Raw genomic sequence first — 25,706 nt, forward strand, 5'->3', positions numbered from 1 at the left:
CCGTTTCGACTACGAATTAAGCATGCCTAAATTAAGGGCGCAAGCATCGAACATCGATCAAAATAGATCGAACAAACAAAACTGCCTGAGCCTGATTCCGCAGACCCGACAACCGGCATTCCGGAGCGACCGCAGGAGCAGGCGAACCGGCTCGGCTAACGAGGTGACGCATGGCAACCATAAGGGACGTGGCAAAGAAGGCGGGCGTGGCCATCTCGACGGTCTCGCTCGCCATGAACGGTACCGGTCCGGTCAGCGCGGAAACGCTGAAGCGTGTGCTGGAAGCCAGCGAGGCGGTCGGCTACAAGCCCAACGTTCTGGCCCAGAGCTTGAAACGCGGACACAGCAAGCTGATCGGTCTCGTGCTCGGCGACATCGGCAACCCGTTTTTCAGCCGCCTGCTGCGCGTGGTCGACAGCATTCTGTCGGATACGGACCACATGGTGATCGTGGTGGAAACCGCCTCCCATGCCGAGCGGGAACGCGCGACGCTCGATCAGCTGCGGCGCCACCGGGTCGGCGGCATTCTGATGGCGCCGATGACCAACGACCCGAATTTCGCGGCGTTTCTGCGAAAGCTCGATATGCCGGTCGTCCTGATAGACCAGAACGTGGACGGCGCGAACCTCGATTTCGTCAGCTCGGACAACGCGCTGGCAACGACCATGCTGACGGAATATCTCATTCGCATGGGCCATCGTCGCATCGCGTTTATCGGTGGCGATCCCCGCCAGTGGACGGCGGCACTGCGACGCCAGGGCTTTCGCGATGCCATGGCGGCCTCCAGCCTGCCTGTCGAGCCCGCCATGGAGATCGTCGCGGATTTCAGCGGCGAGAAGGCCTATGATCAGGTCGTCCGCCTGTTGTCCCTGCCGCAGCGCCCGACGGCGCTGGTCACCGCCAGCAACCTCATGGCGCTGGGCGCCCTTCAGGCGATCAACGATCTCGGCTTCAGTTGCCCGCAGGAGATTTCCTTGACGGGCGTCGATGACGTGCCCTGGAGCAATGTCTTAAAACCACGGCTGACCATCGCCGCGCAACCGGTCGAGGAACTGGCCCGGGTCGCCGCCAACTTCCTCATCGAGCGCATGACGCACCGCGGCGGCGTCAGCCTTCCCCCGCGCACCCACATCGCCATCCCGAAACTCGTCATCGGCACCTCCTGCGCTCCGCCAAACACCTAGCGGCATGCCAAAGGCCCGGTATTCGCGGTGCATTCCGAGAAATGGTTCGGTCGTCCAACCTCCAAGCGCCGGCGGCGTCAGGACATGATGAGGCCGCCATCGACGTTGATGGTCTGCCCGGTGATGTAGGCGGCGTCGTCGCTCGCAAGGAAGGTGACGAGACCGGCGACGTCCTCGCCGGAGCCGGCGCGTTTCATCGGAATGCCTTCGACCCACTCCTTCATCAGTTCGCCGGGCGCATAGGTGCCGAGCAGCTTGCCCCAAGCCTCGTCGTTATAGGCCCACATATCGGTCTCGATGATGCCGGGGCAGAAGGCGTTGACGGTGATGCGGTCGGTCGCGACCTCCTTGGCAAGGCTCTGGGTGATGCCGACGACGCCCATCTTGGAGGCGGCGTAATGCGGGGTGTAGATGAAGCCGTCGCGCGCCTGGCCCGAGGCCGTGTTGATGATGCGGCCGCCACAGCCGTGCCTGCGCATGCGGGCGATGGCTTCCTGGGCGCAGAGGAACACGCCCTTGGTGTTGACGGCCATCACCTTGTCCCAGTCGTCTTCCGAAAGGTCCTCGACGCGGGCAATCGTGATCACGCCGGCATTCTGGATGGACACGTCGACCGACCCGAACGCAGCCTCGGCCGCATCGTAGAGGGCGATGACGCTCGCCTTGCTGGTGACGTCGCCGACGAAGGAGATGGCCTTGCCGCCCGCCTTGACGATTTCCTCGGCGACGCCGTGCACGCGGTCTTCATTCGCCGAAACGACGAGATTCGCGCCCTCGCGAGCGAAGCGGGCAGCGATCGCCGCACCGATGCCGCGGCTTGCGCCTGTGATCACGACCGTCTTGTTGTCGAAACGCTTCATGGAATCCTCCTCCGTATGAACTTCGCGCCCGGTTCGTCCGCGCGCTTCTCCCCCCACCCGCCAGACCGACCGCCTGCGCATGAAAAAAGCGGATCGCGCGGCAACGTCGCTTGACGCACGATCCGCCCGCGGTCTCGTCAGGGAGGTGCCGAAACCGCTGTTTTACCTACCGACCGGCTGCTACCAGCAGCAGAAGCCGCCATCGACGAGCAAATCGACACCCGTGACGAAGCTTGCCGCATCCGACAGGAGGAAGACGGCGGGGCCGACCATCTCGTCGACCTTGGCCATGCGCTGCATCGGCGTCTGCTCCTCGAACAGCTTCGTCTGGTGCACCATTTCCGGCCGCGTGTTCATTGGCGTCGCGGTGTAGCCCGGCGAGATCGTGTTGACGCGGATGCCGCGATCGACCCATTCCATCGCCATCGACTTCGACATGTGGATCACGCCGGCCTTAGAGGCATTGTAGTGCGCTTGGCTGAGGCCGCGATTGACGATGACGCCCGACATGGAGGCGATGTTGACGATCGCGCCGCGGCCATGCTTCAGCATCGCGCGCGCTTCTGCCTGGGAGGAGAGGAAGACGCCCTTGAGGTTGATGTCCATCAGGGTCTGATACTGGTCCTCGTCCATGTCCTCCGCCGGGTTCGCATTGGCGATGCCGGCGGCGTTCACGGCGAGCGACAGGTTGCCGAGTTCGGCCTCCATGCGGGCCACGGCGTCGGCGAGCGAGGTCTTGCTGGTGACGTCGGCGGCGATCTCGATCGCCCGGCGACCTGCCGCCTTGATGTGGCTGGCCGTCATGGCAAGGCCGTCGTCGGTGCGCCGGTCAAGCAGCGCGACATCGGCGCCGCACTGGGCGAGACCGATGGCGATGCGCTGGCCGATGCCGCTTCCCGCACCCGTGACGAGTGCGACGTGGCCTGTGAGATCGAACAGCTTAGGGGCGTTCAGAGTGATGTCGGACACCGCTCTTCCTTTCTATGGTTCATCAGATCGTTGCGAGTTCCATGACGGAGACGTCATTGGCCTGTTCGCGGTTGAGAATGCCGGCCTGGTTGCCCTGGGCAAGAACGAGAATGCGGTTGGAGACGCCAAGCACCTCCTCGAGGTCGGAGCTGACGACGATGACCGCGACGCCCTGCCAGGCGAGGTTGACGATGATGTCGTAGATGCCGGCGCGTGCGCCGACGTCGATGCCGCGTGTCGGTTCGTCGAGAACGACCACCTTCGGATCGCGCATCAGCCATTTGGCGATAACGATCTTCTGCTGGTTGCCACCCGAGAGATCGGACGCATGCTGCTCGGCACGTCCCTTGACGTTGAATTTCGCGATGGCCTTCTCGGCGAAGGCCTTCTTGACCCCGGCCGTGATCCAGCGGCCGCCGAGCTTGTCCAGATTGGCGTAGATCAGGTTTTCGCTGATCTTGTGGGCGACGACCAGCCCCTGGTCCTTGCGATCCTCCGGCACGAGCACGATGCCTTTGGCGATCGCGTCTGCCGGATCGCGCAGCTTCAGCACCTGCCCGTCGAGCCGGATCGTGCCCGCCTTGACGGGATCGGCACCCGCAATCGCGCGGACAAGCTCCGTGCGGCCGGCGCCGACGAGGCCGGCAATCCCAAGGATTTCCCCGGCGCGCACCTCGAAGCTGACATCGCGGAAGGCGTTAACGGCCGAGGTAAGGTTCGACACCTGCAGCACGGGGCGCTCGGTCGGTGTCGGCACGGGCGGGAACAGACGATCAAGCGAGCGCCCGACCATGCTCTCCACTACCGTGCGCACCGGCGTCGCGCTGTCGGCAAATTCCTGCACGCGCTCGCCGTCGCGAAGCACGACGATGCGGTCGGTGATCTGCTTGATCTCTTCCATGCGGTGCGAAATGTAAATGATGCCGACGCCCTCGGCGCGCAGCTTGCGAACCTGCTCGAACAGGGCCTCGGTCTCGGCACCGCCGAGTGCCGCTGTGGGCTCGTCGAGGATCAGGAGCTTGGCATCGAGCGCCAGGGCTTTCGCGATCTCGATCAGCTGCTGGTTGGCGGTGGACAGGCCGGCCACCTTGCGGGAGGCCGGGATATGCAGGTTGAGGCGCGAGAGCTGCTCCTGCGCGCGGCGCTCCATCTGGGCACGATCGATGGCGCCATTGCGCGTCGGCCAGCGCCCGATGAAGACGTTTTCCGCGATGGAAAGCTGCGGCAGGAGTTTCAGCTCCTGATGGATGAGGACGACGCCCTTGTCGATCGCCTCGCGTGGTGTGGCCGGGGCATAAGGCTGCCCCAGCCACGTCATCGTTCCCTCGGAAGGCGCCCGCGATCCGGCAATAATGCCCGACAGCGTCGACTTTCCGGCTCCATTCTCACCGAGAAGTGCCACGACTTCCCCCGGATGAACGTCCAGGCTCACGGATCTGAGCACCTGGAGCGGTCCGTAGTGTTTCGAGATGCCTCTGAGTGACAGAACCGGTTGGGTCATGGCGCACTTCCTCCTACCGTCGCGACGCTATCAGGGATGGTTGGCGATGAACTCGGCAACGTTTTCCTTGGTGGTCAGCGTCGCATCGAGCAGCTGCACCGGCGGCACCTTTTCGCCGGCCACGATCTTCACCGCGTTCTCGACGGCGTCACGGCCCATCTTTTGGGTCTGCTGTGTGGCCGTAACGTTGAAGACACCCTTGCCGAGCGCTTCGAGCGCCGCCGTGTCACCGTCGAAGCCGCCGACGACGACCTTCTGCGAGGGGTTGGCAACCTTGATCGCCTGCGCCGCACCGAGCGCGAGGCCGTCGGCCTGTGCAAAGACGATCGAGACGTTCGGGTTGGCCTGCAGCATGTTCTGCATGATCTGGAAGCCCTCGTCCTGGGCCCACATGTTGGAATACTGCTCGGCGACGATCTTGACCTCAGGATAGGCCTTCAGCGCTTCGGCGCAGCCCTTGGAGCGATCGACTTCCGGCGTCGTGCCCTTCTGGCCATGGATGATGACCATGTCGCCCTTGCCGCCGGCTTCCTTGAGGATGTAGTCGCAGACGCTCTTTGCCGAAGAGACGGAGTCGGTTGCCAGGAACGTGTCGCCCGGCGCGCCCTCGGCGTTTCGGTCGATATTGATGACCGGCACGCCGGCAGCCTTGGCAAGCTTGACCGGAACCGTGGCGGCGGCGGCACCTGCGGGAATGTAGATGAGCGCGTCGATGTTCTGCGTCAGAAGGTCCTGGATCTGGTTGACCTGCGTCGGGCCATCGCCCTTGGCGTCGACGGTCACGACCTCGATGCCGCGCTTCTTGGCTTCGGCTTCGACGGACTGCTTGATCTGGTTGAAGAAGTTCGCCTGCAGGTTGGCGACGGCAAGGCCGATCTTCTTGACTTCGGCGGCGTGTGCCGAGCCGAGCGTCAGACCGAGAATGGCCGCCGATGTCAGAAGAGTGCGTGCAAATGTCATGGTCGTTCCTCCGTTGTTGATAGAACCCGGGGGGTAATCCTCCACCCCTGGGGCATAGGCTCCGCTCCAAACATCTCGGAGGGGAATTTCTGTGGCCGTCCCACCGGTTATCCGGGTTAAGCGCGCCGCCGACGCATGGTTTCAGCTCCCACCGCAAGCACGATGACGACGCCGATGATGACCTGCTGCAGGAAGGGCGAGACGTTGAGCAGATTGAGACCGTTGCGCAGGACGCCGATGATGAGGACGCCGATCAGCGTGCCGCCGATGCCGCCGGCCCCGCCCGAAAGGGACGTGCCGCCGATGACGACCGCGGCGATCGTGTCGAGCTCATAGCCGAAGCCGCTGGAGGGCTGGACCGAGTCGAGGCGGGCCGCAAGGACGATGCCGGCCAAGCCTGCCAGCACGGCGCTGACCACATAGACCCCGATCGTGACCAGCTGGACATTGATACCGGCAAGCCGCGCGACCTCCGGATTACCGCCGACGGCATAGAGCATGCGGCCTTCGGCGCGATAGTGCAGGAACAGCCAGGCGATCAGCACCACGAAGAGCATCAGGAACACGGTGGCCGTGAGAACGCCGAAATGGCGATCGATCGCGAGCATCATGAACCATTCGGGGAAGCCGACGATCTGCTGGCCGTCGGTGATCATGTTGGCGACGCCCCGGGCGGCCGACATCATCGCAAGCGTGGCGATGAAGGCGGGAACCCGGAAGACCGTCACCAGAAGCCCGACGATGAGACCGCTGACGGCGGATGCGACGAGCGCCACGGCAATGGCAAGGCTTAAGGGAAGGCCGGCAATGTTCGCGGTCCAGCCCATGACCATCATGGAGAGCGCCAGAACCGAGCCGACCGAGAGATCGATGCCGCCGATAAGGATGACAAAGGTCATGCCGACGGCCATGATGCCGATCACGGTGATCTGGTCGAGAATGTTCAGGCCGTTGCGCAGCGAGAAGAAGGCATCGGTGCTGAAGCCGAGGAAGATGCAGAGGGCGAGAAGTCCGACGAGGGGACCCGTCGCGCCACTGAGTTTCTTCCGCCACGTGCCGGACGGCCGGGCCTGTCCGTTGATGTCGAGCGCCACCATCATTCCTCCTCACGCATGTCGCAGGCAAAACCCACAATCCAAATAGAATAAATATTCACTCCTGCCGGAAAATTCACTATCAAGCGATGACTTAGGTGTCAACCGGATTTATCGCTGCGGTGCAACATGCATGCCGGTTGAACGGGGGTTGACTAATCAGGCATCTATGCAAGAATATCACTACATGCATATTTATTCAGGCGAGGAAATGATGGAGATTAAAGATCTTGAGCGCGTCGCGCGCCAAATCCGGCTGCGGGATCTGCAAGCCGTGTTCGAAGCAGGCGCCGGACATATCGGCGGGGAAATGTCGGTGATCGACGTGCTGACGGCCCTATATTTCCGCGTCCTGAAGGTCTGGCCCGACCAGCCGAAGCATCCGGATCGAGATCGCTTCGTCCTGTCGAAGGGCCACACCGCCTGCGCGCTCTATGTAACGCTCGCCAAGCGCGGCTTCATCCCGGAAGAAGAGGTCTCGACCTTTCTCAAGCCCTATTCCCGCCTCAACGGCCATCCGAATTGCAACAAGGTGCCCGGCGTCGAGACCAATACCGGTCCGCTCGGCCACGGCCTGCCGGTCGCGGTTGGCATGGCGAAGGCCGCAAAGCTTTCGGGCGCGTCCTACCACACCTATGTCGTCACCGGCGACGGCGAGATGCAGGAAGGTTCGAACTGGGAAGCCATCATGGCCGGCGCGCATTTCGGCCTCGACAACCTGACGCTCCTCATCGACCATAACCGTTTTCAGCAGGGCGCCTCCATCGCCGACACCAATGGCCTTGCGCCGCTCCGCCCGAAGGTTGAAGCCTTCGGCTGGGAGGTCACGGAGATCAACGGCAATGCCATGAGCGAGGTGGTTGCGGCTCTCGAACATCGCGGCACACGCCCGCACTGCATCGTCGCGCATACCAACAAGGGTCACGGGATCTCGTTCATGCAGGATACCGTGGACTGGCACCACAAGGTTCCGAACAAGGAACAATACGAGATCGCCGTAAAAGAACTGTCGGAGGCCCTCTAATGAACGCGCATGTCCCATCCCAGAAGCTGCACGACTGCCGCGACGCCTTCGCCGCCACGCTGGAGCGCCTCGCGGCGGAAGACGAGACGATCGTGGTCGTCTGCAACGACTCCGTCGGCTCCTCCAAACTCGGCGGCTTCAAGGCGAAGTTTCCCGAGCGGCTGATCAATGTCGGCATTGCCGAGCAGAACATGATCGGCGTGGCCGCGGGGCTCGCTAATGGCGGACGCATTCCCTACGTCTGTGCGGCCGCACCCTTCCTCACGGGGCGCGCTCTGGAGCAGATCAAGGCCGACATCGCCTATTCCAATGCCAATGTGAAGCTCGTCGGCATCTCCTCCGGCATGGCCTATGGCGACCTCGGCCCGACGCATCATTCGATCGAGGATTTCGCGTGGACGCGCGTCCTGCCCAATCTCCCGGTCATCGCACCCTGCGACCATATTGAAACGGCGGCCGCCGTCGAATGGGCGGCGCAGTATCAGGGACCCTGCTTCCTGCGCCTGTCGCGCGTCGGCGTTCCCGATCTGCTTCCCGAAGATCATGTCTTCGAGGTCGGCAAGGCCAATCTTCTGCGCGAGGGTTCCGACGTCACGCTGATCGCCAATGGCACGCTGACGCACCGCATGGTCAAGGCGGCCGAGATCCTGGCGTCCCGCGGCATCAGCGCCCGTGTCCTCAACTTTGCGACGGTTCGCCCGATGGATGAGGACGCGATCGTTGCGGCTGCCCGCGAAACCGGCGCGATCGTTACGGCCGAGGAGCATTCGACCTTCGGTGGTCTCGGCTCGGCCGTGGCCGAGGTTGTCGTCGACCTTGCACCGGTCCCGATGAAGCGCCTCGGCGTTCCCGGCATTTTTGCACCCACGGGCTCGGCAGAATTCCTGCTGAACGAATTCGGCATGGCGCCGGAGGCGATCGCAGATGCCGCGGAAGGTGTGATCAAGCGCAAGTAAAGACGGACAATCTTCAAGCCGGGGCGCGTTTCCATCGCCGCCCCGGCATTTTCTATGGTGAGGAGTGAGAGAATGCAGGCGATACTGGCGATCGACCAGGGCACCACCAATTCGAAGGCGGTGCTCGTGTCCTTGAAGGGCGAGGTTCTCGCCCGCGGGTCCGCCCCGGTCGGCATCAGCTACCCGAAGCCCGGCTGGGTCGAGCAGGATCCGGCGAGGCTCTGGGCCTCGGTCTGCGAGGCAATCGCCGCCTGCCTGAACGCCGCGCCGGACGCGACTATCGAGGCCATCGCCATTTCCAACCAGCGCGAATCTGTGACCGTCTGGGACGCCGGGACGGGCGAGCCGCTCGGCCCGGTCTTGAGCTGGCAGTGCCGGCGTACGGCGCCGGATTGCGAGCGGCTGACGCGCGAGGGGCATCTGGACCGCGTGCAGCAGATCACCGGCCTGCCGCTCGACCCGATGTTTCCCGGCGCGAAATTCCGCTGGCTGCTGGACCGCGTGCCGCACGGCCGCAGCGTCCGGGCCGGCACCATCGACAGCTGGCTCATCCACTGCATGACGGGCGGGCGGACGCATGCCTGCGATGCATCGAACGCGGCGCGAAGCCAGCTCTTCGACCTGAATGCACAGGTCTGGAGCACGGAACTCTGCAGCATTTTCGGCGTCGATCCCGGCGTCCTGCCGGAGGTGCGTGACAGTTCCGCCGATTTCGGCAGGACATCCGGCGTGCCCGGCATTGCCGACGGCACGCCGATCCGCGCGGCGATCGGCGACAGTCATGCGGCCCTTTTCGGCCATGGCGCATTCCAGCCGGGCGACGGCAAGGTGACCTTCGGCACGGGATCGTCGATCATGACCACCCTTGCCGGATACATCGCGCCGCGCAACGGCATCACGACGACGGTCGCCTGGCGGATCGCCGGCAAGCCGACCTTCGCGTTCGAAGGCAACATCCTCGTCTCCGCCGCAAGCCTCCCCTGGATGACCGACATTCTCGGCCTTGCCGACGTCGCAGCCCTGATCGATCTCGCCGCCACCGCCGAGCCGGGCGGTCCCGGTTTCGTGCCGGCCTTCGTCGGCCTTGGCGCGCCCTATTGGGATTCGAACGCCCGTGCGCTGTTTTCGCAAATCAATTTCAGCACCAGCCGGGCGCAGATGGCCCGTGCCGTCACCGATTCCATCGCCTTTCAGGTGCATGATGTCGTCTCGGCCATGAAGACGCAGAGCGACGGCGTCATTGGCGCGCTCTATGTCGATGGCGGCCCGAGCCAGAACCGGTTCCTCATGCAATGCGTGGCCGACACGCTGCGCCACACGGTCATCCAGTGCGAGGCGCCTGAGGCATCAGCGCTCGGCGCCGCCTACCTTGCCGGCCTGTCGCTCGGCATCTTTCCGGACCTCGACGCCATTTCCGCCCTGCCCCGGCAGACGGTGCCGATAGCGCCGGTCACCAATGATGCTCCCGAACGGCTCAAAACGTGGAATGACGCGGTCGCCCGCTCGACGCTGGACCCGGCAACCGCTAAGAGTGAATAAAAATTCACGACGGGAACGCCCATGGGACGCCTCAACGAACTCCGCCTGATCTCGCGGGTCGCCCAGATGTATCACATCGAGCGGCGCCGGCAGGCGGAGATCGCGGAGCACCTGAGGCTGAGCCAAGCGACCGTCTCGCGCATGCTCAAGCGCGCGGAAACCGAAGGCATCGTGCGGACCAGCGTCATCCCGCCAGTCGGCACCTATGGCGATCTCGAAAGCGCGCTCCGCGAGCGTTTCAACCTGCCGGAAGCCGTCGTCGTCGAATGCACGGAGGATCGTGATGGTGCCATCATGTCGCGGATCGGCGAGGCCGCGGCCCATCTCCTGGAGATTACGCTGGCGCCTGGCGAGACGATCGGCGTCTCCAGCTGGAGCCAGACGATCTTCAAGATGGTGGAGAACATCCATCCACAGAAAAGCGCCCGCGCCAAGTTCGTGGTGCAGACGCTCGGCGGCATGGGCGACCCCTCGGTGCAGACCCATGCGACGCAGCTGACGACGCGGCTTGCCGGCCTCACGGGCGCCGAGCCGAAATTGCTGCCCGTGCAGGGGGTCACCTCGTCGCGCGAGGCGCGGCTCCTGATGATGGCCGACCCCTTCGTGCGCGAAACGGTCGATCTCTTCGGAAGCATCACGCTCGCCATCGTCGGGATCGGCGCCGTGGAACCGTCCGAACTGCTTGCGCGCTCCGGCAACATCTTCTCCGCCCGCGAACTGGCCGATCTTGCAGATGCCGGCGCCGTCGGCGATATTTCGCTCCGCTTCTTCGACAAAGACGGCCATCCGGTGAAGACGCCGCTCGACGATCGCGTCATCGGGCTTCCCCTCGAAGACCTTGCCCGTGTCGAACGCGTGATCGCGCTGGCAGGCGGCGCGAAGAAAACCGCCGCCATCGCCGGAGCGTTGAAGGTCGGCGTCATCGACATTCTCGTCACCGACAAGTTCACGGCAGAGCGCCTTCTCCAGAAGTAGGAGGCTGCAGGTGAGTCAACAGCCGCTCAAACCTTGAACGACGCGGTGGCGATACGGAAACCGGTTTCAGCGGCATGGATTTCGTAAGTCGCAATTCGGCGGTCGTCGTCCCGCGGCTGGGGACTGGCGGAACAGCCCGGCCGTTGCTACCGAGGCGCAGCGTAACCCTTCCGGAGGACTGAGATGGGTGCTCTGATCGACCGGCCCGAACTGATCGCCGGCATCCTCGGTGCCCGGACGCCGATCGTCATTCTGGATGCTCCCGCCGGCATGGGCAAGTCGTCTGTCCTGGCATTGATTGCGCAACGCATGGGAGCCGACGTCGTTCGCTCGCCCCAGCCGCCAACCTATCCGGCAGACGGCTCCACCACGGACACGGTTCTTCGCCTGTGGGACATACCGCCCTACACGGCGCCTCTTGCCATTCCCGAGTCCTGCGTTTCCGGTAATCATCGCCTGATCATCGCGAAACGTCCTGACACGGTGCTGCCGGGCCAGGCGCGAGCACTGGCCTACGGACAGGCAACTCTGATCGGCAGCGAGGGCCTGATGATGTCGCACGGCGAGCTCGAACGGCTGTTCGGGAGTGCTTGCGAAGATGTGGCCGAGAAAAGCGGGGGATGGCCGCTGGCCGTGTTCAATACCCGCCTTTTCGAAGGTCCTCCAGATGTCCTGCGTGCATTTCTCGACGCCGAGGTGCTGGCGACGATGCCGGACGAGGAACTCGTCGTCCTGCAGCTGATGCTGGTCGAGACGGTCGGTCGGACGAGCGCTGCGACACGGCATCCGTCCTTCTCCGAATCGCACTTCCCCACCACATCTCCTCTGCCGCTCACGGCGCCGTTCCTGATGCGCCCTGACGGCACAGGTCGGCCGACGCTGGTGGTGGCAGGCGTGCGTGACGTCCTGCGCGAGGCGATCGACCATGTAATGGAGCGGCGTCTGCGCAACGCCGGAAGCGCCAAGGCCATTGCCGAGGCTTACCGGGCGAAAGGTCTCGTGGTCGAGGCGATCTGTGCCTTCCAGAAGGCCGGTCTCTTCGACAATGCGCTGCGGATCTTCCAGGATGCTGGCGGGCCGTTCTTTCTCTACTATTTCGGGCCCCAAGCCTTCGACACCGTCCTTGCCGGATTCCCGCTGACCTTTTCCATCCAGACCGAGGTCCTCGTTCTCGCCAAGGCGTTGCAATCGCTGAAGCTCGGCGATATCGCGCGTGCCCGCCGCCTGCTCATCGACCGCTTCGGAGACATCGCCAACGATTACACGCAGGTGTTTTCCAGCCGCTCGGTTTTTTCGCGCCAGTTTCGGGCGTTCCGGCTCGTAATGCTGCTCTACGAGGACTATTTCTTCTCCGAGGAACTGCTGGAGCGCGCCTATGCGCTGATCGCGGAGTTTCCGGTGGAAGACCACCTTTCGCGCGGCAGCTTCTACAACTCGGTGCTCGAATTCTACATCCGCAATCGGCAGTTTGCCGCCGCCGAAGAGGTGGCGCAGCGTGCAATGTTTCATTATCGCGCCGCACAGGCGCCGCTCCTCGCCTTCTACATCAGTCTCCACCAGACGCTGATCCGGCTCATGATGGGCGATGCGTTGGCCGCACGCCGTTACGCGACCCAATCGGCCGCTTTTATCGCGGAGTTGCCGTTCGAAAGCCCTAACGACGCGCGGCTGCAAGTGCTGATGGACGCGTGCGTCGAGTACGAAGCCGGGCGGGCCGAGCCGCTGGCGCGGTTCCTCAATCTCGAGATCGATGGTTTCGCCCATGGCGAAATCTGGCCGAGCCTTCTCGAATTCGCGCTCCACTATGGCAGCCAGGCGCTGGGTGAGCACTTCTCCACCATGGCCGCCCGGAGCTTTCTCGATCGCTGGCGCGTCTACCAGACGTCGAACGGGCAGTTCCAGGCGATGATCTCGATCCGCGAGGCGGCCGTCCTTCAGAACGCAAACCGCTGGCAGGAAGCGGCCGACACGCTGGTGGCGATATCAGGCCGGGTCGATCGCGCCTTCGTTCTGGCAGGCGGTGAACCTTTGGCGCGCGTGCAGGAGCGCGACGAACTAGCGCTGGCGCTCATCTGGCTACGCCAGCTCGTCTACGAGGCACCGCAACGGCCCGGCCTCGACCAGCTCGTCACCACCATCATTGGCAACATGAACCTGACGGATCGCCAGCGGATGAGCGCCGAAATCTGGCTTGCCTATGTCGCCAAGCGCCAGCGCAATGCGACGCAGGCACGCGCCGTGCTCCAGAAGACCTTCGGCGATTGTGCACGGCTCGGCACCATCGCCCCGCTCGCCGAGGAGCGCGTCTTCCTGCAGGAACTGATCGACAACCAGCGCATCGGCGGCTTCCTGTCCACCGTCACGGGCAACCGCCAGATCCTTCGCAAGCTGAGGGATTCCGGCCGCCTCGACAACCAGTCCACCAAGATGGCCAACACGCTGTCGCGGCGCGAAAGCAAGATCCTGCTGATGATCTCCGAAGGTGCCGCCAACAAGGACGTGGCCAACACGCTGGGCCTGAGCGAAGCAACCGTGAAGTTCCACCTCGGCAATGTCTACCGCAAGCTCGGCTGCCGCAGTCGCCAAGAAGCGATCAGCTCTGCGCGGGCGCTCGGCCTTCTCGGCTAGCCTCGCATAAACAGCTCGCTCAGAACCTAGACCATTTAGGCAAAAACCTAGACGTGGTGGCGCTTGAGGTGCATCGTCTCGCGATGCATCCTCACGTCCAACAACGAGATGACGGTCGATAACGGCCGCGCTGGGAACCTTCGACAACACGGGAGAAACAATGCGCACGCTTTGCACCCTCGCCTCCACCGCCGCCATTGCACTGGTTGCCGGCTATGCCGGATCGGCTGCGGCCAAGACCGTCGTGACTATGAACACCGTCCAGATTTTCGGCACGATCGATCCGGCCAAGATTTCGGACTACACGGACTACATGTCCGCGGTGAACCTCTATGACAGCCTGACCACGGTCGACCCAACCGGCAAGATCATCCCCGAGCTGGCGGAAAGCTGGACCGTGTCGGACGATGCGAAAGAGGTCACCTACAAAATCCGGGCCGACGCCAAGTTCTCGGATGGCACGCCGGTCGAGGCGAAGGATGTGGTCTACTCGTTCGAGCGGCTCTTCCGCATCAACCAGGGCCCGGCCAACCTTTTCACCGATGTCCTGAAGCCCGGCTCGATCGTCGCGGTCGATGAGAAGACGGTCAAGTTCACGCTGTCGAAGACCTTTGCACCATTCCTGACCACCGTTCCCGCCGTCTTCATCGTCAATTCGGACGTGGTGGAAGCCAACAAGGGCAGCGATGACGCGCAGGCCTATCTCGGCAGCACCGTTGCCGGTGCCGGTGCCTACAAGCTGGTGGAATGGGACCGCGGCGCGCGGATGACGATCGAGCGCGACCCCAATTACTACAAGGGCTTCGGCAAAGGCGCGATCGACGAAGTGCGCTGGATCATCACCAATGACGAGGCGACCGTGCGGTCGCTGGCGGCCTCCGGCGAGCTGACCATGACCAGCCAGTACCAGTCGCCCGAGACCTACAAGGCGCTCGCCGACATGGGCCGCTTCACCGTCGTCAGCGAACCGACGACCACCGCCTTCTACCTCAAGCTCAACACCAAGGTGCCGCCGACCGACGACGTGCACATCCGCCGCGCGCTCGCGCTCGCCACCGACTACCAGACGATCCGCGAGGTCATTCTTCCCGGCGGCGAACTGACGACCCCGCTGCCGTCGGGTTTCGCGGAGTTCCACGCCGCCGACGTGCCCGCACCAAAATACGATCTGGAAGCCGCCAAGGCCGAGATCGCCCAGTCGAAATATGCCGGCTCCGAGATCCCGATCACGCTCGGCTATGTCGCCGGCACCAAGTTCGAGGAGGAGATCAGCCTGCTGATGCAGTCGAACCTCGAACAGCTCGGCTTCAAGGTGACGCAGCAATCCGATCCATGGAACCGGATCACGGAGATCGCGACCAAGGTCGAAACGACGCCCGCCGTCAACCAGATCTTCTTCTCTCCGACCTATCCCTCGCCCGACTCGATGTTCTTCACCCAGTATCACTCGAAGTCCGCAGGCACCTGGGCCTCCGCTGAATGGCTGCAGGATCCGGCCATCGACGCCCTGATCGACGAGGCCAGATCGACCGCCGACGTCGCGAAGCAGGCCGTGATCTACAAGGATCTCCAGCGCAAGCTGGTCGAGATCCAGCCGGATGTCTTCCTGATGACGCAGACCGTCCAGCACGCGATGGACAAATGCCTGACCGGCTTCAAGGCCGTGCCCATGCAGTCCTTCGACTACGACTTCACACGCTACAGCTGGACCTGCAACTAACGGCTCATCAGAGAAACCGGCGACCGTCCTAATCAACGGCACGCTTCGCCGTTTCCCTCGTCCCGGTCCGATATCCTCCCAAGGCGGACCGGGACATCTTCTCCGCTTCCTGTCGCTTAACCCTTCGAAAAGGCTGGATTCTTGGAATTCCTGCTCTTCCTTCTCAGGCGTATTGCATGGTCGCTGCTGGTCCTTTTCGGGCTCTCGGTGGTGATCTTCATCATCGCTCGCGCCATGCCGGGCGACCCCGTGCGGCTTGCGCTCGGACCGCGGGCAAGCGTCGAGCAGGTCGAGCAACTGCGCGAGACACTGGGGTTCAACCAGCCGCTCATCCAGCAATACGGCATCTATGTCGCAGGCCTCGCGCGCGGCGATCTCGGGCGGTCGCTGCTGACCGAGCAGCCGGTGGCAAACGATATCCGCCAGACCTTTGCCGCAACCTTCGAGCTCGTTCTGTCGACCATCACCATCGCCTTCGTGCTCGGCGTGCCCTTGGGCGTCGCCGCAGCGCGATACAAGGACCGATGGCCGGATAATGTGGTGCGCATCATCGCGATCTTTTCCGCCGTGACGCCCAGCTTCTTTCTGGCCCTCCTTCTCCAGATTCTCGCCGGCTATGTCCTGCACATCCTGCCCACCACCGGCCGCCTGCCGCCGGGACTGGCCTTCTCGGCCGATATGACGGGCCTGATCACCATCGATGCGCTGTTGCACGGCCGTCTGGACGTGTTCCTCGAAGCGCTGCGCTATCTGCTGCTGCCGTCGATCGCGCTGGCCGCCGCCACGATGGGGCAGATTGCCCGCATCACCCGCTCGTCGATGATCGACGTCTCCAGCCAAGATTATGCGGAGGCCGGTCGCGCCTTCGGTATCCCAGAGCGTGTGCGCGTCTTCAAGTACATGCTGCGCCCGAGCTTCGTGCCGCCGCTGACTATTCTCGGTCTCGAGTTCGCCTCGCTGATCGGCAATGCCTTCGTCGTGGAACTGGTCTTCTCCTGGCCCGGCATGGCAGCCTACGGGGTGCGCACCATCCTCCAGAAGGATCTCAACGCCATCATGGGCGTGGTCATCGTCTCCGGCGTGTTCTTCGTGGTCGCCAACCTCGTCATCGACGTTCTCACCGGCATCGTCGATCCGCGCATCCGCATCCGGGGGCGCCGCTGATGACCGGAACGTCCATTGCCCCTCAGGAGGCGCGCCGCCTCTCAAATGCCTACCAGAACTGGTATCGCTTCTCGCGCAATCCGACGGCCGTGATCGGCGCCGCCATCGTCCTCGTCTGCATTCTCGCAGCCCTGTTCGCCCCCTTCATCACGCCCTATCCGGAGCATGTCGGCGCCGTCGTCAACTTCCGGGCCCGCCACCAGCCGCCATCGCTGACCTTCTGGTTCGGTACCGACAATGTCGGGCGCGACATCTTTACCCGCACGATCTACGGCATGCGCATCTCGCTGCTGCTCGCCTTCGTCGTGCTCGGCACCGCCGTCCCCATCGGCACGGTCCTCGGCCTTCTCGCCGGCTATTTCGGCGGCTGGGTCGAGACGGTCATCATGCGCGTGACGGACATCGCGCTCGCGCTTCCCCCGCTCGTCATGGCGCTCGCCGTCGCCGCTGTGCTGTCGCCCGATCTCGTCAATTCCCTGCTCGCCATCGCCGCGCTCTGGTGGACCTGGCACACGCGGCTGATCTACGCGATCACCAAACAGATCCGCACGCAGGAATTCATCGAGGCTGCGGAAACGCTCGGCGCCAGCAAGTTCCACATTCTCTTCCGCGAGATCCTGCCGAATTGCGTTTCCGCCATTGCCGTCAAGACCTCGCTCGATTGCGGCTTCGTCATTCTGGTCGGCGCCTCGCTCTCCTTCCTCGGCCTCGGCATCCAGCCGCCTACACCCGATCTCGGCACCATGGTTGCGCAGGGCGCGGGCTTCCTGCCGGATTTCTGGTGGGAATCGGTGCTTCCCGGCCTCGCCATCCTGTTCGTCGCGCTCGGCTTCAACCTGCTCGGCGATGGCTTGCGCGACCTCTTCGATGTGCAGGAGGTCCGATGAGCTTCCCCCTCCTGCGTGTCGAGAACCTTTCGGTCTCCTTCACCACCTACGGCCAGACGGTGCCCGTGCTGCACGGCGTCAGCCTCGATGTACCCGCCCGCTCGCAAGTGGCGCTGGTCGGCGAAAGCGGATCGGGAAAGACCGTGACGATGAAGGCCATCATGGGCCTGCTGCGCCAGCCGCCCGCCCGCATCACCTCCGGCGCGATCTATTATGACGGCGCAGATCTCCTGACCATGCCGGAGAAGGAGCGCCTGAAGCTGCGCGGCACGGCGATGTCGATGGTGTTCCAGGACCCGATGAGTTCGCTCAATCCGGTCTTCACCATTGCCGACCAGATGGCGACGATCCTGAAATATGCCGACAGGCGCCTCGGCCGCGTCCGCTCTTCCAGAGACCGGATGCAGAGGGTCTACGACACGCTGACACAGGTGCGCATGCGCGATCCCGAGCGGGTGGCACGCGCCTATCCGATCGAGCTTTCCGGCGGCATGCGCCAGCGCGTGCTGATCGCCATGGCGCTGCTCAGCGAGACCGACCTTTTGATCGCCGACGAGCCGGGAACGGCGCTGGACGTGACCACGCAGGCGCAGATCCTGAAGCTCCTCAAGGATCTGGTCGAGGCGCGCGGCCTCGCGCTCCTGATGATCACCCACAATCTGGGCGTCGTGCGCGAGACCTGCAACAGCGTCTACGTCATGCAGAAAGGCGTCATCGTCGAGAAGGGCGAAACCGCGGCGATCTTCGAGGCACCGGCGCATGACTACACCCGCAGCCTGATCGACGCCGTCCCGCGCCTCACCGGCGGACGCCGCTTCGGAACCGCCGGGGTGCCGGCATGAGCGGACCGATGCTGGAACTGAAGAACCTCTGCAAGGCCTTCCCGATCCGCAACGCCTTCGGCCGCAAGACCGGTGCGCTGCAGGCGGTCGACAACGTCTCGATGGCGATTGCGCCCGGCGACGTCTATGGCCTTGCCGGCGAGAGCGGATCGGGCAAGTCCACAATCGCCCGCATGATCATGGGGCTGGAAACGCCCGACAGCGGCGAGATCCTGATCGACGGGCGCAGCATTCACGACCGTTCGGACGGTGTGGCGCATGGTCGCCGCGTGCAGATGGTGTTCCAGAACCCCGGTTCCTCGCTTAATCCCCGTCGCACCGTCGGCCAGTCGATCACTGTCCCGCTGGACGCGCATGGGTTTCCGCGCGGCGCGCGCCGTACCCGCGTCGCGACGCTGCTCGACATGGTGCAACTGCCCGCAGCCTTTGCCGAGCGCTATCCGCACGAACTCTCCGGCGGACAGAAGCAGCGCGTCGCCATCGCCCGGGCGCTCGCGGTCGAGCCGAAGCTTTTGGTGCTGGACGAGCCGACCTCGGCGCTCGACGTCTCGGTGCAGGCGAAAGTCATGGACCTGCTCGCCGATCTCGGCCGGCAGATGGGCCTGACCTATCTGTTCATTTCCCACGATCTGAGCCTCATGCGCAATTTCGCGCGCGAGGTCAGCGTGCTGTACCGCGGCGCCATCGTCGAAAGCGGCACGTCGGACACCGTCTTCGGAAACCCGTCCCACGACTATACGCGTCTGCTGATCGCCTCCGTGCCCGTCATCTCGGCGGAGGAAGCAGCGCTCCGGCCCGTCATCCCCCTGATCGACGGCGAACTCCCCACACCCGAACAACTGATCGCGCTGCGGCAAGCGGCGGATCGTCAGGCATGAAAAGCAGTGAGGTTTGAAGCCCATGATTAGGATAGGCATCGATGTCGGCGGCACCAATACGGACGCCGTGGTCATGAACGGCACGGAGGTGATCGCCGGCGTCAAATCCGCAACGACTGCCGACGTGATGAGCGGCGTCGTCAACGCGCTGCGCGACGTGCTGGCGGCGTCAGGAATGGAAGCCTCCGCCGTCGATTTCGTGATGATCGGCACGACCCACTTCACCAATGCCGTCGTCCAGCGCCGCGATCTTGCGCAGACCGCGGCCGTGCGCCTCGGCCTGCCCGCCACGGCCTCGCTGCCGCCGATGGTCGATTGGCCGGAGGATCTGAAGCAGTCGATCGGCAACCACGCCTATCTCGCCCATGGCGGCAACGAGTTCGACGGCCGCGTCATCTCGCCGCTCGACGAGGACGAGTTGAAGGGCATCGCCCGCGACATCGCCGCCAAGGGCATCCGCAGCATCGCCATCACCTCGGTGTTCTCGCCGGTGTCCAGCGATTTCGAGCGCCGCGCCGGCGCCATCTTCGAAGCGGAAATCCCCGGCGTGCACATCACGATGTCGAGCGATATCGGCCGCATCGGGCTTCTGGAGCGCGAGAACGCGGCCATCATGAATGCCTGCCTGCGCGACCTCTCCGCCCATGTCATCGAGGCTTTCCGCAACGCCATCCGCGAGGCCGGCATCACCGGAAAATTCTTCCTGACGCAGAACGACGGCACGCTGATGGATGCGAGCTTCGCCGAGAAATTCCCGGTCCTGACTTTCGCTTCGGGACCGACGAACTCCATGCGCGGCGCGGCGTTCCTGTCCGGCGTCAGCGACGCCATCGTGGTCGATATCGGCGGCACGACCTCAGATGTCGGGTCGTTGCACAAAGGCTTTCCCCGTCAGGCGACGATCGCCGTCGAGGTCGGCGGTGTGCGCACCAATTTCCGCATGCCCGACGTGTTTTCGATCGGCCTCGGCGGCGGGTCGCATGTCGTGGAAACGGACAACGGCATCAAGGTCGGCCCGGTTTCCGTCGGTTACCGCATCAAGACCGAGGCGCTGATCTTCGGCGGGCAAACGCTCACCACCACCGATGTGGCCGTGGCGGCGGGCCGTGCCTCGCTCGGCGATGCCGCCAAGGTCTCGCACCTCTCCCCTGATCTCATCGATCGCGTGCAGGCGAAGATCCACGCAATGCTGGAAGACTGCGTCGAGAAATCCCGCCTCTCGCCCGATCCGCTGCCCGTCATCGTGGTCGGCGGCGGCTCCATCCTGGTCGATGGCCCGCTGAGTGGCCTCGAGGTTATCAAGCCCGCGCATTTCGGCGTCGCGAACGCCGTCGGTGCTGCCATCGCGCAGGTCTCCGGCGAAATCGACCGCGTCTATGCGCTAGCCGAACTCGGCCGCGACAAGGCGCTCGAAGACGCGAAGCAACGGGCGATCGATGCGGCGATTGCCGCAGGTGCCGCACCCGACAGCATCGAGATCGTCGATGTCGAGGACGTTCCGCTCGCCTATCTGCCGGGCAACGCCACCCGTATCCGCGTCAAGGCCGTGGGAGAGCTCCATGCCGGTTGAAGGCTATCTCCTCAAGGAAGAGGACCTCGTGCCGCTGTCGATGGGGGCCGCCCTGCTCGGCACCGGCGGCGGGGGCAATCCGTATATCGGCATGCTGCGTGCCCGTGAGCTGATGCGCAAGGGCGCTAAGGTCCGCGTGCTGCCGCTGGACGCGCTGCCTGACGATGCCTGGGTGGCGGAGTGCGGCGGCATCGGCGCGCCGGTCGTCGGCGTCGAGAAGATCGAGGAAGGCGGCGAATGCTACCGCGCGGTGCGCGCCGTCGAAGAGGCGGCGGGTGTCACCGTCTCCGCGATGATCTCGGCCGAAATCGGCGGTGCGAACGCCATCGAGCCGATCATCGCCGCCGCCATGGCCGGGCTTCCCGTCGTCGATGGCGACGGCATGGGCCGGGCGTTCCCCGAAGTGCAGATGACCACCTACATGATCTATGGCGCACCCGCGTCACCGGCGGCCATCGCCGACGACAAGGGCAATGTCGTGGTCTTCAAGCAGATGGTCGACATGTTCTGGCTGGAGCGCTTCGCACGCGACGCCTCCGTTGCCATGGGCGCCGGGGCCGGCTTCGCGGTCGCCCCGATGCGCGGGGATTTCGTCAAGAAAACCTCCGTGCCCGGAACAGTCACGCAGGCGCTGGAGATCGGTCGCACCATTCTCGATGCCCGCCTGAAGCGTCAGAACGTCGTGGAACGCGTGGTCGAGGCGACGGGCGCAACGCTGTTCTTTACCGGCAAGATCACCGACATCCGCCGCGAACTGACCGGCGGCTTTGCGAGAGGCGAGGCTCTGCTGTCGGGTATCGGCGGATGGGCGGGGTCGCAGGCGCGGATCGCGATCCAGAACGAAAACCTCGTGCTCTGGGTGGATGGCGTCGCCGTCGCCATGGTGCCGGACCTCATCATCAATCTGGAACTCGACACCGGCGAGCCCCTGACCACCGAAATCCTGCGCTACGGCCAGCGCATCGCAGTGATCGGCCTGCCGGTCCATGACCTGATGAAAACGCCGCGCGCGCTGGAGATCGTCGGTCCCAAGGCGTTCGGCTACCCGGAACTCACCTTCGAGCCGATGGCCTTCAGCAACACGCAAGGTCGGGAGCGACGTGCATGAACATCCTGAGAACGATCTATGCCGAAGATCTCGATGATATCGCCATCGGCGGCGCCATTCTCGGCACGGGCGGCGGTGGTGATCCCTATGTCGGCAAGCTCATGGCGAAGGAAGCCATTCGCAAGCACGGTCCGGTCGAACTGATCGACGTCAGCGAGCTCGCCGACGACGCCCTCGTCGTTCCCGTCTGCATGATGGGGGCGCCGACCGTGATGACCGAGAAGCTACCCCAGGGCGACGAGCTTCTGACCGCCTTCCGCAAGCTGGAACAGCTCCTCGGCCGCAAGATCGATGCCGTGCTCTGCGGCGAAGCGGGCGGCGTGAATTCTACGACGCCCTTCGTGGTGGCGGCCGCCGCGGGCCTGCCGCTGGTCGATGGCGACGGCATGGGCCGGGCCTATCCGGAGCTGCAGATGGTGACCTTCACCCTGCACGGCATCTCCGCCACACCCATGGTTCTCTGCGACGACAAGGGCAACGCGCTGGTGCTCGAAACCGTCAGCAATGCCTGGACGGAACGGCTGGCGCGTGCCGCCACCGTTGAGATGGGCGGCTCGGCGCTGCTCGCGTTCTACCCGATGAGCGGCAAGCAGGCCAAGGCATGCGTCGTTCGTGGTACGCTGTCGCTCTGCGCCAATCTTGGCCTCGAACTTCGGGAAAGCCGCCTTTCGAACGGAGACCCGGTCCGCGCCATCGCGGCGAAGCTCGGTGCTTCCGTCCTCTTCCACGGTCGCCTGACCGATATCGACCGCCGCACGATCGGCGGCTTTGCCCGGGGAACGGCGCGGTTCGATGGCGTGGAGGACTGGAAAGGCCAGACGTTCCGCCTCGACTTCCAGAACGAATTTCTGATGGCAGAGCGCAATGGCGAGATCGTCTGCACGACGCCGGATCTCATCACGCTGCTGGAAGCCGAAAGCGGCAATCCGGTCACGGCGGACTCGCTGCGCTACGGCCTGCGCCTCGTCGCCCTCGCCTTCCCCTGCAACCCGCAATGGAAGACGGACGCGGGCATCGCCCTCGTCGGTCCCCGCTATTTCGGCTATGACACGGATTATATTCCGTTCGACGCACATTGAGCGGATGACGGGATCATGAATTAATTGTTGCCGGGTCGAATCTCGGCGCCTATTTCAGGCGCGCCTTGGTCCGGTCTCTCCCGTTTCATCGGAAACGCCTGAGCGGCGTGTCCACGAAACCGGCAGCAGGCACCGTCTCCTGGCGTGTCGCCCGGTACAGCCGCCCCTGTCGCTCCGAAAGATCGTCCCAGAGAGGCCGGGCCGTCGGGTCGGGCGGGATTTCCTCGGCGAGGCGGGTCATGGCGTTGGCTGTCGCCTTGAAGCCATCGTACCATCCGGCGCCGACGGCCGCCGACATGCCAGCGCCAAGGGCGGAGGCCTCGTTGGACAGGCTGCGGATGACGGGGAGGCCCGTGGCGTCCGCCACCATCTTGCGCCAGAGCCTGCTCTCGGCACCGCCGCCTATGACGAACAGGCGGTCGGCTTTCGCGCCACTTTCCCGCATTTTTGCCAGCGAGCGCGCAAATTCGAGCGTGATCGCCTCCATCGAAGCTCGGTAGAGATGGCCGATCCCCGTGTCCGGTCCCATGCCCGAGAAGGTCGCACGTGCCGTATCGTCCCAGTGCGGGTCCATGCAGCCGACGAGATAGGAGCAAACGGTGACGCCGTTCGAGCCGACTGGAAGGCGGATCGCCTCGGATTCGAGCCGCTCGAAGACGCCGGGATCGCCACGCCCACCGGCGAAGGCATCCAGCAGCCAGTTGAAGAAATAGGCGCCGCCGCGCTGGCAGCTTTCCAGCAGATAGCCCTCCCCGCTCGGAGACACTAGCGTGCGCCAGTAATTGCTGAGTTCGGGGGTTGCCGACCACAAGCCGCCGACAACGGCCGTGCCGAGATTGAGATAGACGGCGCCCTCATTGATCGCGTTGACCCCGAGGCCCGCGCAGTTGCCATCGCCACCGCCGGCAAAGACCGGCGTTCCCGGCCGAAGTCCGGTGGCTGCGGCCGCCGACGCGGTGATCTGCCCGATCGCCGTTCCCGGCGCGTGGAGAGGCGGCAGCTTTTCCAAGGGAATTTCAAGGTGATCGAGGATCTCGCGCGACCAGGTCTTTTTCTCGATGTCGAGGATGCCGAATGGATCGGCGCTCGTCCAGCTGGCCGAGGCGCTGCCCGTCAGTTTCAGCGTCAGGAAATCATGGACACTGAGAATGCGGGCGGCCTTGTCGAGAAGGTTCGGCTCGTGCTCGCGGAAGTAACGCAGCCGGTAGACGCAGGGAATGACATCGATCGGCTTGCCGGAGATCGCATGAAGCCGGCCGGGGCCGAGTTCGTTCGCCAGTACGGAGACGAGTTCGTGGGCACGCCGGTCGAGCCATAGGGTCGCAGGCGCAAGAGGACGATCGTCGGCATCAAGGAGGACCATCGTCTCGCGCTGGTTGGAAATGGCAATACCGTCGATCAGCGCAGGGTCCACCTGCCGCATCAGCGACTGCAGGGCGGCGCAAGCTGCTGTCCACCATTCGTCGGCATTCTGTTCGGCACGCAAGGAGTCCGGCGTGCTGATCGTCAGCGGAGCGCGACCCTCCGCATGGCAGCGCCCGTCCTGCGTCCAGGCGATGGCCTTGACGGATTGCGTGGACGAATCGATTCCGATGACGAAACGCTCGCGATCAGGCATGCACTGCTCCTCCCTGTGCAGCGAGATGCCGGGGCTCGACGGGATCGAGCGCACCTGCGCAAACCGGAGCTCCTCCACCGGCCTTACGCACATCCCTTATATAAGTTCCGACTTACACGTTCAACCTTCCCGGCATCATTGCGGCGCGGCGATTAAAGCTTCCGCCGTCGCCATGTCGGTAATGAAATGGGTAACATATCCTGCCTCGAGCGTGGCGATGATCGCCCTGATTTTCGTGGGGCCGCCCGCCACGCAGATGCGGCTTGGAACGTTCTTCAACTCGTCCAGCGTGATGCCGACGACGCGCTCGTCATGCGGCCCGCCGACGGCGCCGCCATGGGCGTCGATGAAGCGGCCGATGATCACGGCGGTCGCGCCGCGCGCCACGTAATCGTCGATCTCTTCCGGCTCGGCGATGCCAGCCTGTCGCACCGTGCTCTTCGGCCCGATATCGCCGACGCCGAAGAGGATGCGGTTGGCGGAATGAACGAGGTCCATCTGCTTGCGCAGCACGGGCTCGGCCAGAAGCAGCGCCTTCAGGGCCTTGGTCGACAACACGGCCGGCGCTAGCAGGTTGACGCATCGCGCGTGGATGCGGTTGGACAAAAGCGACGTACACAGCTCCGGCGAAAAGTCCGCCTCGCCGGTGGAGCTGCCCGAAACCTGCACGACCGTCACGTTGCGGGCCGGTCGCGTCAGCGAGATCTGGTCGGCCACGGCCAGCACTGTGCGCCCCCAGGCAACGCCGATCGTGTCGTTGTCCTCCACTTGGTCTGCCAGAACACGCGCGCCCGCATCGCCCAGCCGCTGCGTCAGAGCCTGCTCGTCGCCGTCCGGAATGACGAAGGCGCCCGCGAGATCGAACTTCGCCATCAACGCGCGGGCGATGCTCGTGCGACTGCCCGCCTTCGGATGGATGTTGACGGAGACGATGCCGCGCTCGCGCGCTTCCTGCAGGTAATTGACGATCGTCGCGCGGGACACGTTCAGCCGCTTGGCGATCTCGCTCTGCGTCATCTCGTCGGCATAATAGAGCCAAGCTGCCCACATGATGGAATCGTCGAATTCCATAGGGACGAGTGCCCCCTTTTCCGCATCGATCCGGTCTGACGTCTTTGCCTTGGCCATGACGCTATCTGACGCCGATCCT

The 25,706-nt window shown here is 64.3% G+C and carries 21 protein-coding genes; 14 read left to right on the forward strand and 7 right to left on the reverse strand.

All coding sequences use genetic code 11. From position 1 onward, the window contains the following. Positions 1-170 precede the first annotated feature (170 nt). Positions 171-1,184: a LacI family DNA-binding transcriptional regulator gene (locus G8E10_RS08205; protein WP_110801626.1), complete on the forward strand. Its 1,014-nt coding sequence runs from the start codon at positions 171-173 to the stop codon at positions 1,182-1,184. 77 nt (positions 1,185-1,261) lie between these two features. Here the strand turns inward: G8E10_RS08205 and G8E10_RS08210 are convergent, their stop codons facing one another. The 5 genes from G8E10_RS08210 to G8E10_RS08230 form a co-directional block, all read right to left on the reverse strand. Further along, entirely contained in the window at positions 1,262-2,044 is a 783-nt protein-coding gene (locus G8E10_RS08210; protein ID WP_132665019.1) for a glucose 1-dehydrogenase, read from the reverse strand. 180 nt (positions 2,045-2,224) lie between these two features. Continuing rightward, on the reverse strand, positions 2,225-3,013 hold the full coding sequence (locus tag G8E10_RS08215; protein WP_110801624.1) for an SDR family oxidoreductase: 789 nt from the start codon (positions 3,011-3,013) through the stop codon (positions 2,225-2,227). Between the two features lie 22 nt (positions 3,014-3,035). Beyond that, positions 3,036-4,514, reverse strand: a complete 1,479-nt coding sequence (locus tag G8E10_RS08220; RefSeq protein ID WP_110801623.1) for a sugar ABC transporter ATP-binding protein — start codon at positions 4,512-4,514, stop codon at positions 3,036-3,038. Between the two features lie 30 nt (positions 4,515-4,544). After that, the gene (locus G8E10_RS08225) at positions 4,545-5,474 is read right to left on the reverse strand and encodes a sugar ABC transporter substrate-binding protein (RefSeq protein WP_092936600.1); all 930 of its coding nucleotides are present in this window, start codon (positions 5,472-5,474) and stop codon (positions 4,545-4,547) included. Positions 5,475-5,590: 116 nt separating this feature from the next. Beyond that, complete coding sequence (locus G8E10_RS08230) at positions 5,591-6,571, reverse strand: ABC transporter permease (RefSeq protein ID WP_110801738.1); 981 nt, start codon at positions 6,569-6,571, stop codon at positions 5,591-5,593. Positions 6,572-6,782: 211 nt separating this feature from the next. On the opposite strand from G8E10_RS08230, the gene G8E10_RS08235 reads away from it, so the two are divergent. The 13 genes from G8E10_RS08235 (at position 6,783) to G8E10_RS08295 (ending at position 22,938) form a co-directional block, all read left to right on the forward strand. Then, entirely contained in the window at positions 6,783-7,592 is an 810-nt protein-coding gene (locus G8E10_RS08235) for a transketolase (RefSeq protein WP_110801737.1), read from the forward strand. Continuing rightward, entirely contained in the window at positions 7,592-8,548 is a 957-nt protein-coding gene (locus tag G8E10_RS08240; RefSeq protein WP_110801621.1) for a transketolase family protein, read from the forward strand. The genes G8E10_RS08235 and G8E10_RS08240 overlap by 1 nt, the downstream gene beginning before the upstream one ends. Positions 8,549-8,620: 72 nt before the next feature. Then, positions 8,621-10,087: an FGGY family carbohydrate kinase gene (locus tag G8E10_RS08245; RefSeq protein WP_110801620.1), complete on the forward strand. Its 1,467-nt coding sequence runs from the start codon at positions 8,621-8,623 to the stop codon at positions 10,085-10,087. 21 nt (positions 10,088-10,108) lie between these two features. Further along, positions 10,109-11,062, forward strand: a complete 954-nt coding sequence (locus G8E10_RS08250) for a sugar-binding transcriptional regulator (protein ID WP_110801619.1) — start codon at positions 10,109-10,111, stop codon at positions 11,060-11,062. A 183-nt stretch (positions 11,063-11,245) separates the two neighbouring features. Further along, positions 11,246-13,690, forward strand: coding sequence for a helix-turn-helix transcriptional regulator (locus G8E10_RS08255; RefSeq protein WP_110801618.1), 2,445 nt, complete (start codon positions 11,246-11,248; stop codon positions 13,688-13,690). A 160-nt stretch (positions 13,691-13,850) separates the two neighbouring features. Continuing rightward, on the forward strand, positions 13,851-15,410 hold the full coding sequence (locus G8E10_RS08260; protein ID WP_110801617.1) for an ABC transporter substrate-binding protein: 1,560 nt from the start codon (positions 13,851-13,853) through the stop codon (positions 15,408-15,410). A gap of 141 nt (positions 15,411-15,551) precedes the next feature. After that, positions 15,552-16,574 (forward strand): ABC transporter permease, encoded by a 1,023-nt coding sequence (locus tag G8E10_RS08265; protein WP_110801616.1) that lies wholly within the window; start codon positions 15,552-15,554, stop codon positions 16,572-16,574. Continuing rightward, on the forward strand, positions 16,574-17,461 hold the full coding sequence (locus tag G8E10_RS08270; protein WP_110801615.1) for an ABC transporter permease: 888 nt from the start codon (positions 16,574-16,576) through the stop codon (positions 17,459-17,461). The genes G8E10_RS08265 and G8E10_RS08270 overlap by 1 nt, the downstream gene beginning before the upstream one ends. Next, a complete protein-coding gene (locus tag G8E10_RS08275) occupies positions 17,458-18,303 on the forward strand; it encodes an ABC transporter ATP-binding protein (protein WP_132712390.1) in 846 nt (281 codons plus the stop codon). Before G8E10_RS08270 ends, G8E10_RS08275 begins: the two co-directional genes overlap by 4 nt. Continuing rightward, positions 18,300-19,181 (forward strand): ATP-binding cassette domain-containing protein, encoded by an 882-nt coding sequence (locus G8E10_RS08280; protein WP_110801613.1) that lies wholly within the window; start codon positions 18,300-18,302, stop codon positions 19,179-19,181. Before G8E10_RS08275 ends, G8E10_RS08280 begins: the two co-directional genes overlap by 4 nt. A gap of 22 nt (positions 19,182-19,203) precedes the next feature. Further along, entirely contained in the window at positions 19,204-20,751 is a 1,548-nt protein-coding gene (locus G8E10_RS08285) for a hydantoinase/oxoprolinase N-terminal domain-containing protein (protein ID WP_110801612.1), read from the forward strand. After that, on the forward strand, positions 20,741-21,859 hold the full coding sequence (locus G8E10_RS08290) for an S-methyl thiohydantoin desulfurase family protein (RefSeq protein WP_110801611.1): 1,119 nt from the start codon (positions 20,741-20,743) through the stop codon (positions 21,857-21,859). The genes G8E10_RS08285 and G8E10_RS08290 overlap by 11 nt, the downstream gene beginning before the upstream one ends. Then, positions 21,856-22,938 carry an S-methyl thiohydantoin desulfurase family protein gene (locus G8E10_RS08295; protein WP_110801610.1) on the forward strand — a complete coding sequence of 361 codons (1,083 nt, stop codon included), beginning with the start codon at positions 21,856-21,858 and terminating at the stop codon, positions 22,936-22,938. Before G8E10_RS08290 ends, G8E10_RS08295 begins: the two co-directional genes overlap by 4 nt. 85 nt (positions 22,939-23,023) lie before the next feature. Here the strand turns inward: G8E10_RS08295 and G8E10_RS08300 are convergent, their stop codons facing one another. Together G8E10_RS08300 and G8E10_RS08305 are read right to left on the reverse strand one after the other, a co-directional pair. Beyond that, the gene (locus G8E10_RS08300; RefSeq protein WP_110801609.1) at positions 23,024-24,556 is read right to left on the reverse strand and encodes a xylulokinase; all 1,533 of its coding nucleotides are present in this window, start codon (positions 24,554-24,556) and stop codon (positions 23,024-23,026) included. Between the two features lie 135 nt (positions 24,557-24,691). Next, positions 24,692-25,684, reverse strand: a complete 993-nt coding sequence (locus tag G8E10_RS08305) for a sugar-binding transcriptional regulator (protein WP_245420140.1) — start codon at positions 25,682-25,684, stop codon at positions 24,692-24,694. Between the last annotated feature and the right edge of the window lie 22 nt (positions 25,685-25,706).

The organism is Ferranicluibacter rubi (assembly GCF_011603255.1).
Taxonomy (GTDB): Bacteria; Pseudomonadota; Alphaproteobacteria; order Rhizobiales; family Rhizobiaceae; genus Ferranicluibacter; species Ferranicluibacter rubi.

What these genes read in the sequence shown, in the direction of transcription:
- G8E10_RS08205 (WP_110801626.1), top strand. Translation starts at nt 171, where the DNA reads ATGGCAACCATAAGGGACGTGGCAAAGAAGGCGGGCGTGGCCATCTCG.
- G8E10_RS08210 (WP_132665019.1), bottom strand. Translation starts at nt 2,044, where the DNA reads ATGAAGCGTTTCGACAACAAGACGGTCGTGATCACAGGCGCAAGCCGC.
- G8E10_RS08220 (WP_110801623.1), bottom strand. Translation starts at nt 4,514, where the DNA reads ATGACCCAACCGGTTCTGTCACTCAGAGGCATCTCGAAACACTACGGA.
- G8E10_RS08225 (WP_092936600.1), bottom strand. Translation starts at nt 5,474, where the DNA reads ATGACATTTGCACGCACTCTTCTGACATCGGCGGCCATTCTCGGTCTG.
- G8E10_RS08230 (WP_110801738.1), bottom strand. Translation starts at nt 6,571, where the DNA reads ATGGTGGCGCTCGACATCAACGGACAGGCCCGGCCGTCCGGCACGTGG.
- G8E10_RS08235 (WP_110801737.1), top strand. Translation starts at nt 6,783, where the DNA reads ATGGAGATTAAAGATCTTGAGCGCGTCGCGCGCCAAATCCGGCTGCGG.
- G8E10_RS08240 (WP_110801621.1), top strand. Translation starts at nt 7,592, where the DNA reads ATGAACGCGCATGTCCCATCCCAGAAGCTGCACGACTGCCGCGACGCC.
- G8E10_RS08245 (WP_110801620.1), top strand. Translation starts at nt 8,621, where the DNA reads ATGCAGGCGATACTGGCGATCGACCAGGGCACCACCAATTCGAAGGCG.
- G8E10_RS08250 (WP_110801619.1), top strand. Translation starts at nt 10,109, where the DNA reads ATGGGACGCCTCAACGAACTCCGCCTGATCTCGCGGGTCGCCCAGATG.
- G8E10_RS08255 (WP_110801618.1), top strand. Translation starts at nt 11,246, where the DNA reads ATGGGTGCTCTGATCGACCGGCCCGAACTGATCGCCGGCATCCTCGGT.
- G8E10_RS08260 (WP_110801617.1), top strand. Translation starts at nt 13,851, where the DNA reads ATGCGCACGCTTTGCACCCTCGCCTCCACCGCCGCCATTGCACTGGTT.
- G8E10_RS08270 (WP_110801615.1), top strand. Translation starts at nt 16,574, where the DNA reads ATGACCGGAACGTCCATTGCCCCTCAGGAGGCGCGCCGCCTCTCAAAT.
- G8E10_RS08275 (WP_132712390.1), top strand. Translation starts at nt 17,458, where the DNA reads ATGAGCTTCCCCCTCCTGCGTGTCGAGAACCTTTCGGTCTCCTTCACC.
- G8E10_RS08280 (WP_110801613.1), top strand. Translation starts at nt 18,300, where the DNA reads ATGAGCGGACCGATGCTGGAACTGAAGAACCTCTGCAAGGCCTTCCCG.
- G8E10_RS08285 (WP_110801612.1), top strand. Translation starts at nt 19,204, where the DNA reads ATGATTAGGATAGGCATCGATGTCGGCGGCACCAATACGGACGCCGTG.
- G8E10_RS08290 (WP_110801611.1), top strand. Translation starts at nt 20,741, where the DNA reads ATGCCGGTTGAAGGCTATCTCCTCAAGGAAGAGGACCTCGTGCCGCTG.
- G8E10_RS08295 (WP_110801610.1), top strand. Translation starts at nt 21,856, where the DNA reads ATGAACATCCTGAGAACGATCTATGCCGAAGATCTCGATGATATCGCC.
- G8E10_RS08300 (WP_110801609.1), bottom strand. Translation starts at nt 24,556, where the DNA reads ATGCCTGATCGCGAGCGTTTCGTCATCGGAATCGATTCGTCCACGCAA.
- G8E10_RS08305 (WP_245420140.1), bottom strand. Translation starts at nt 25,684, where the DNA reads ATGGCCAAGGCAAAGACGTCAGACCGGATCGATGCGGAAAAGGGGGCA.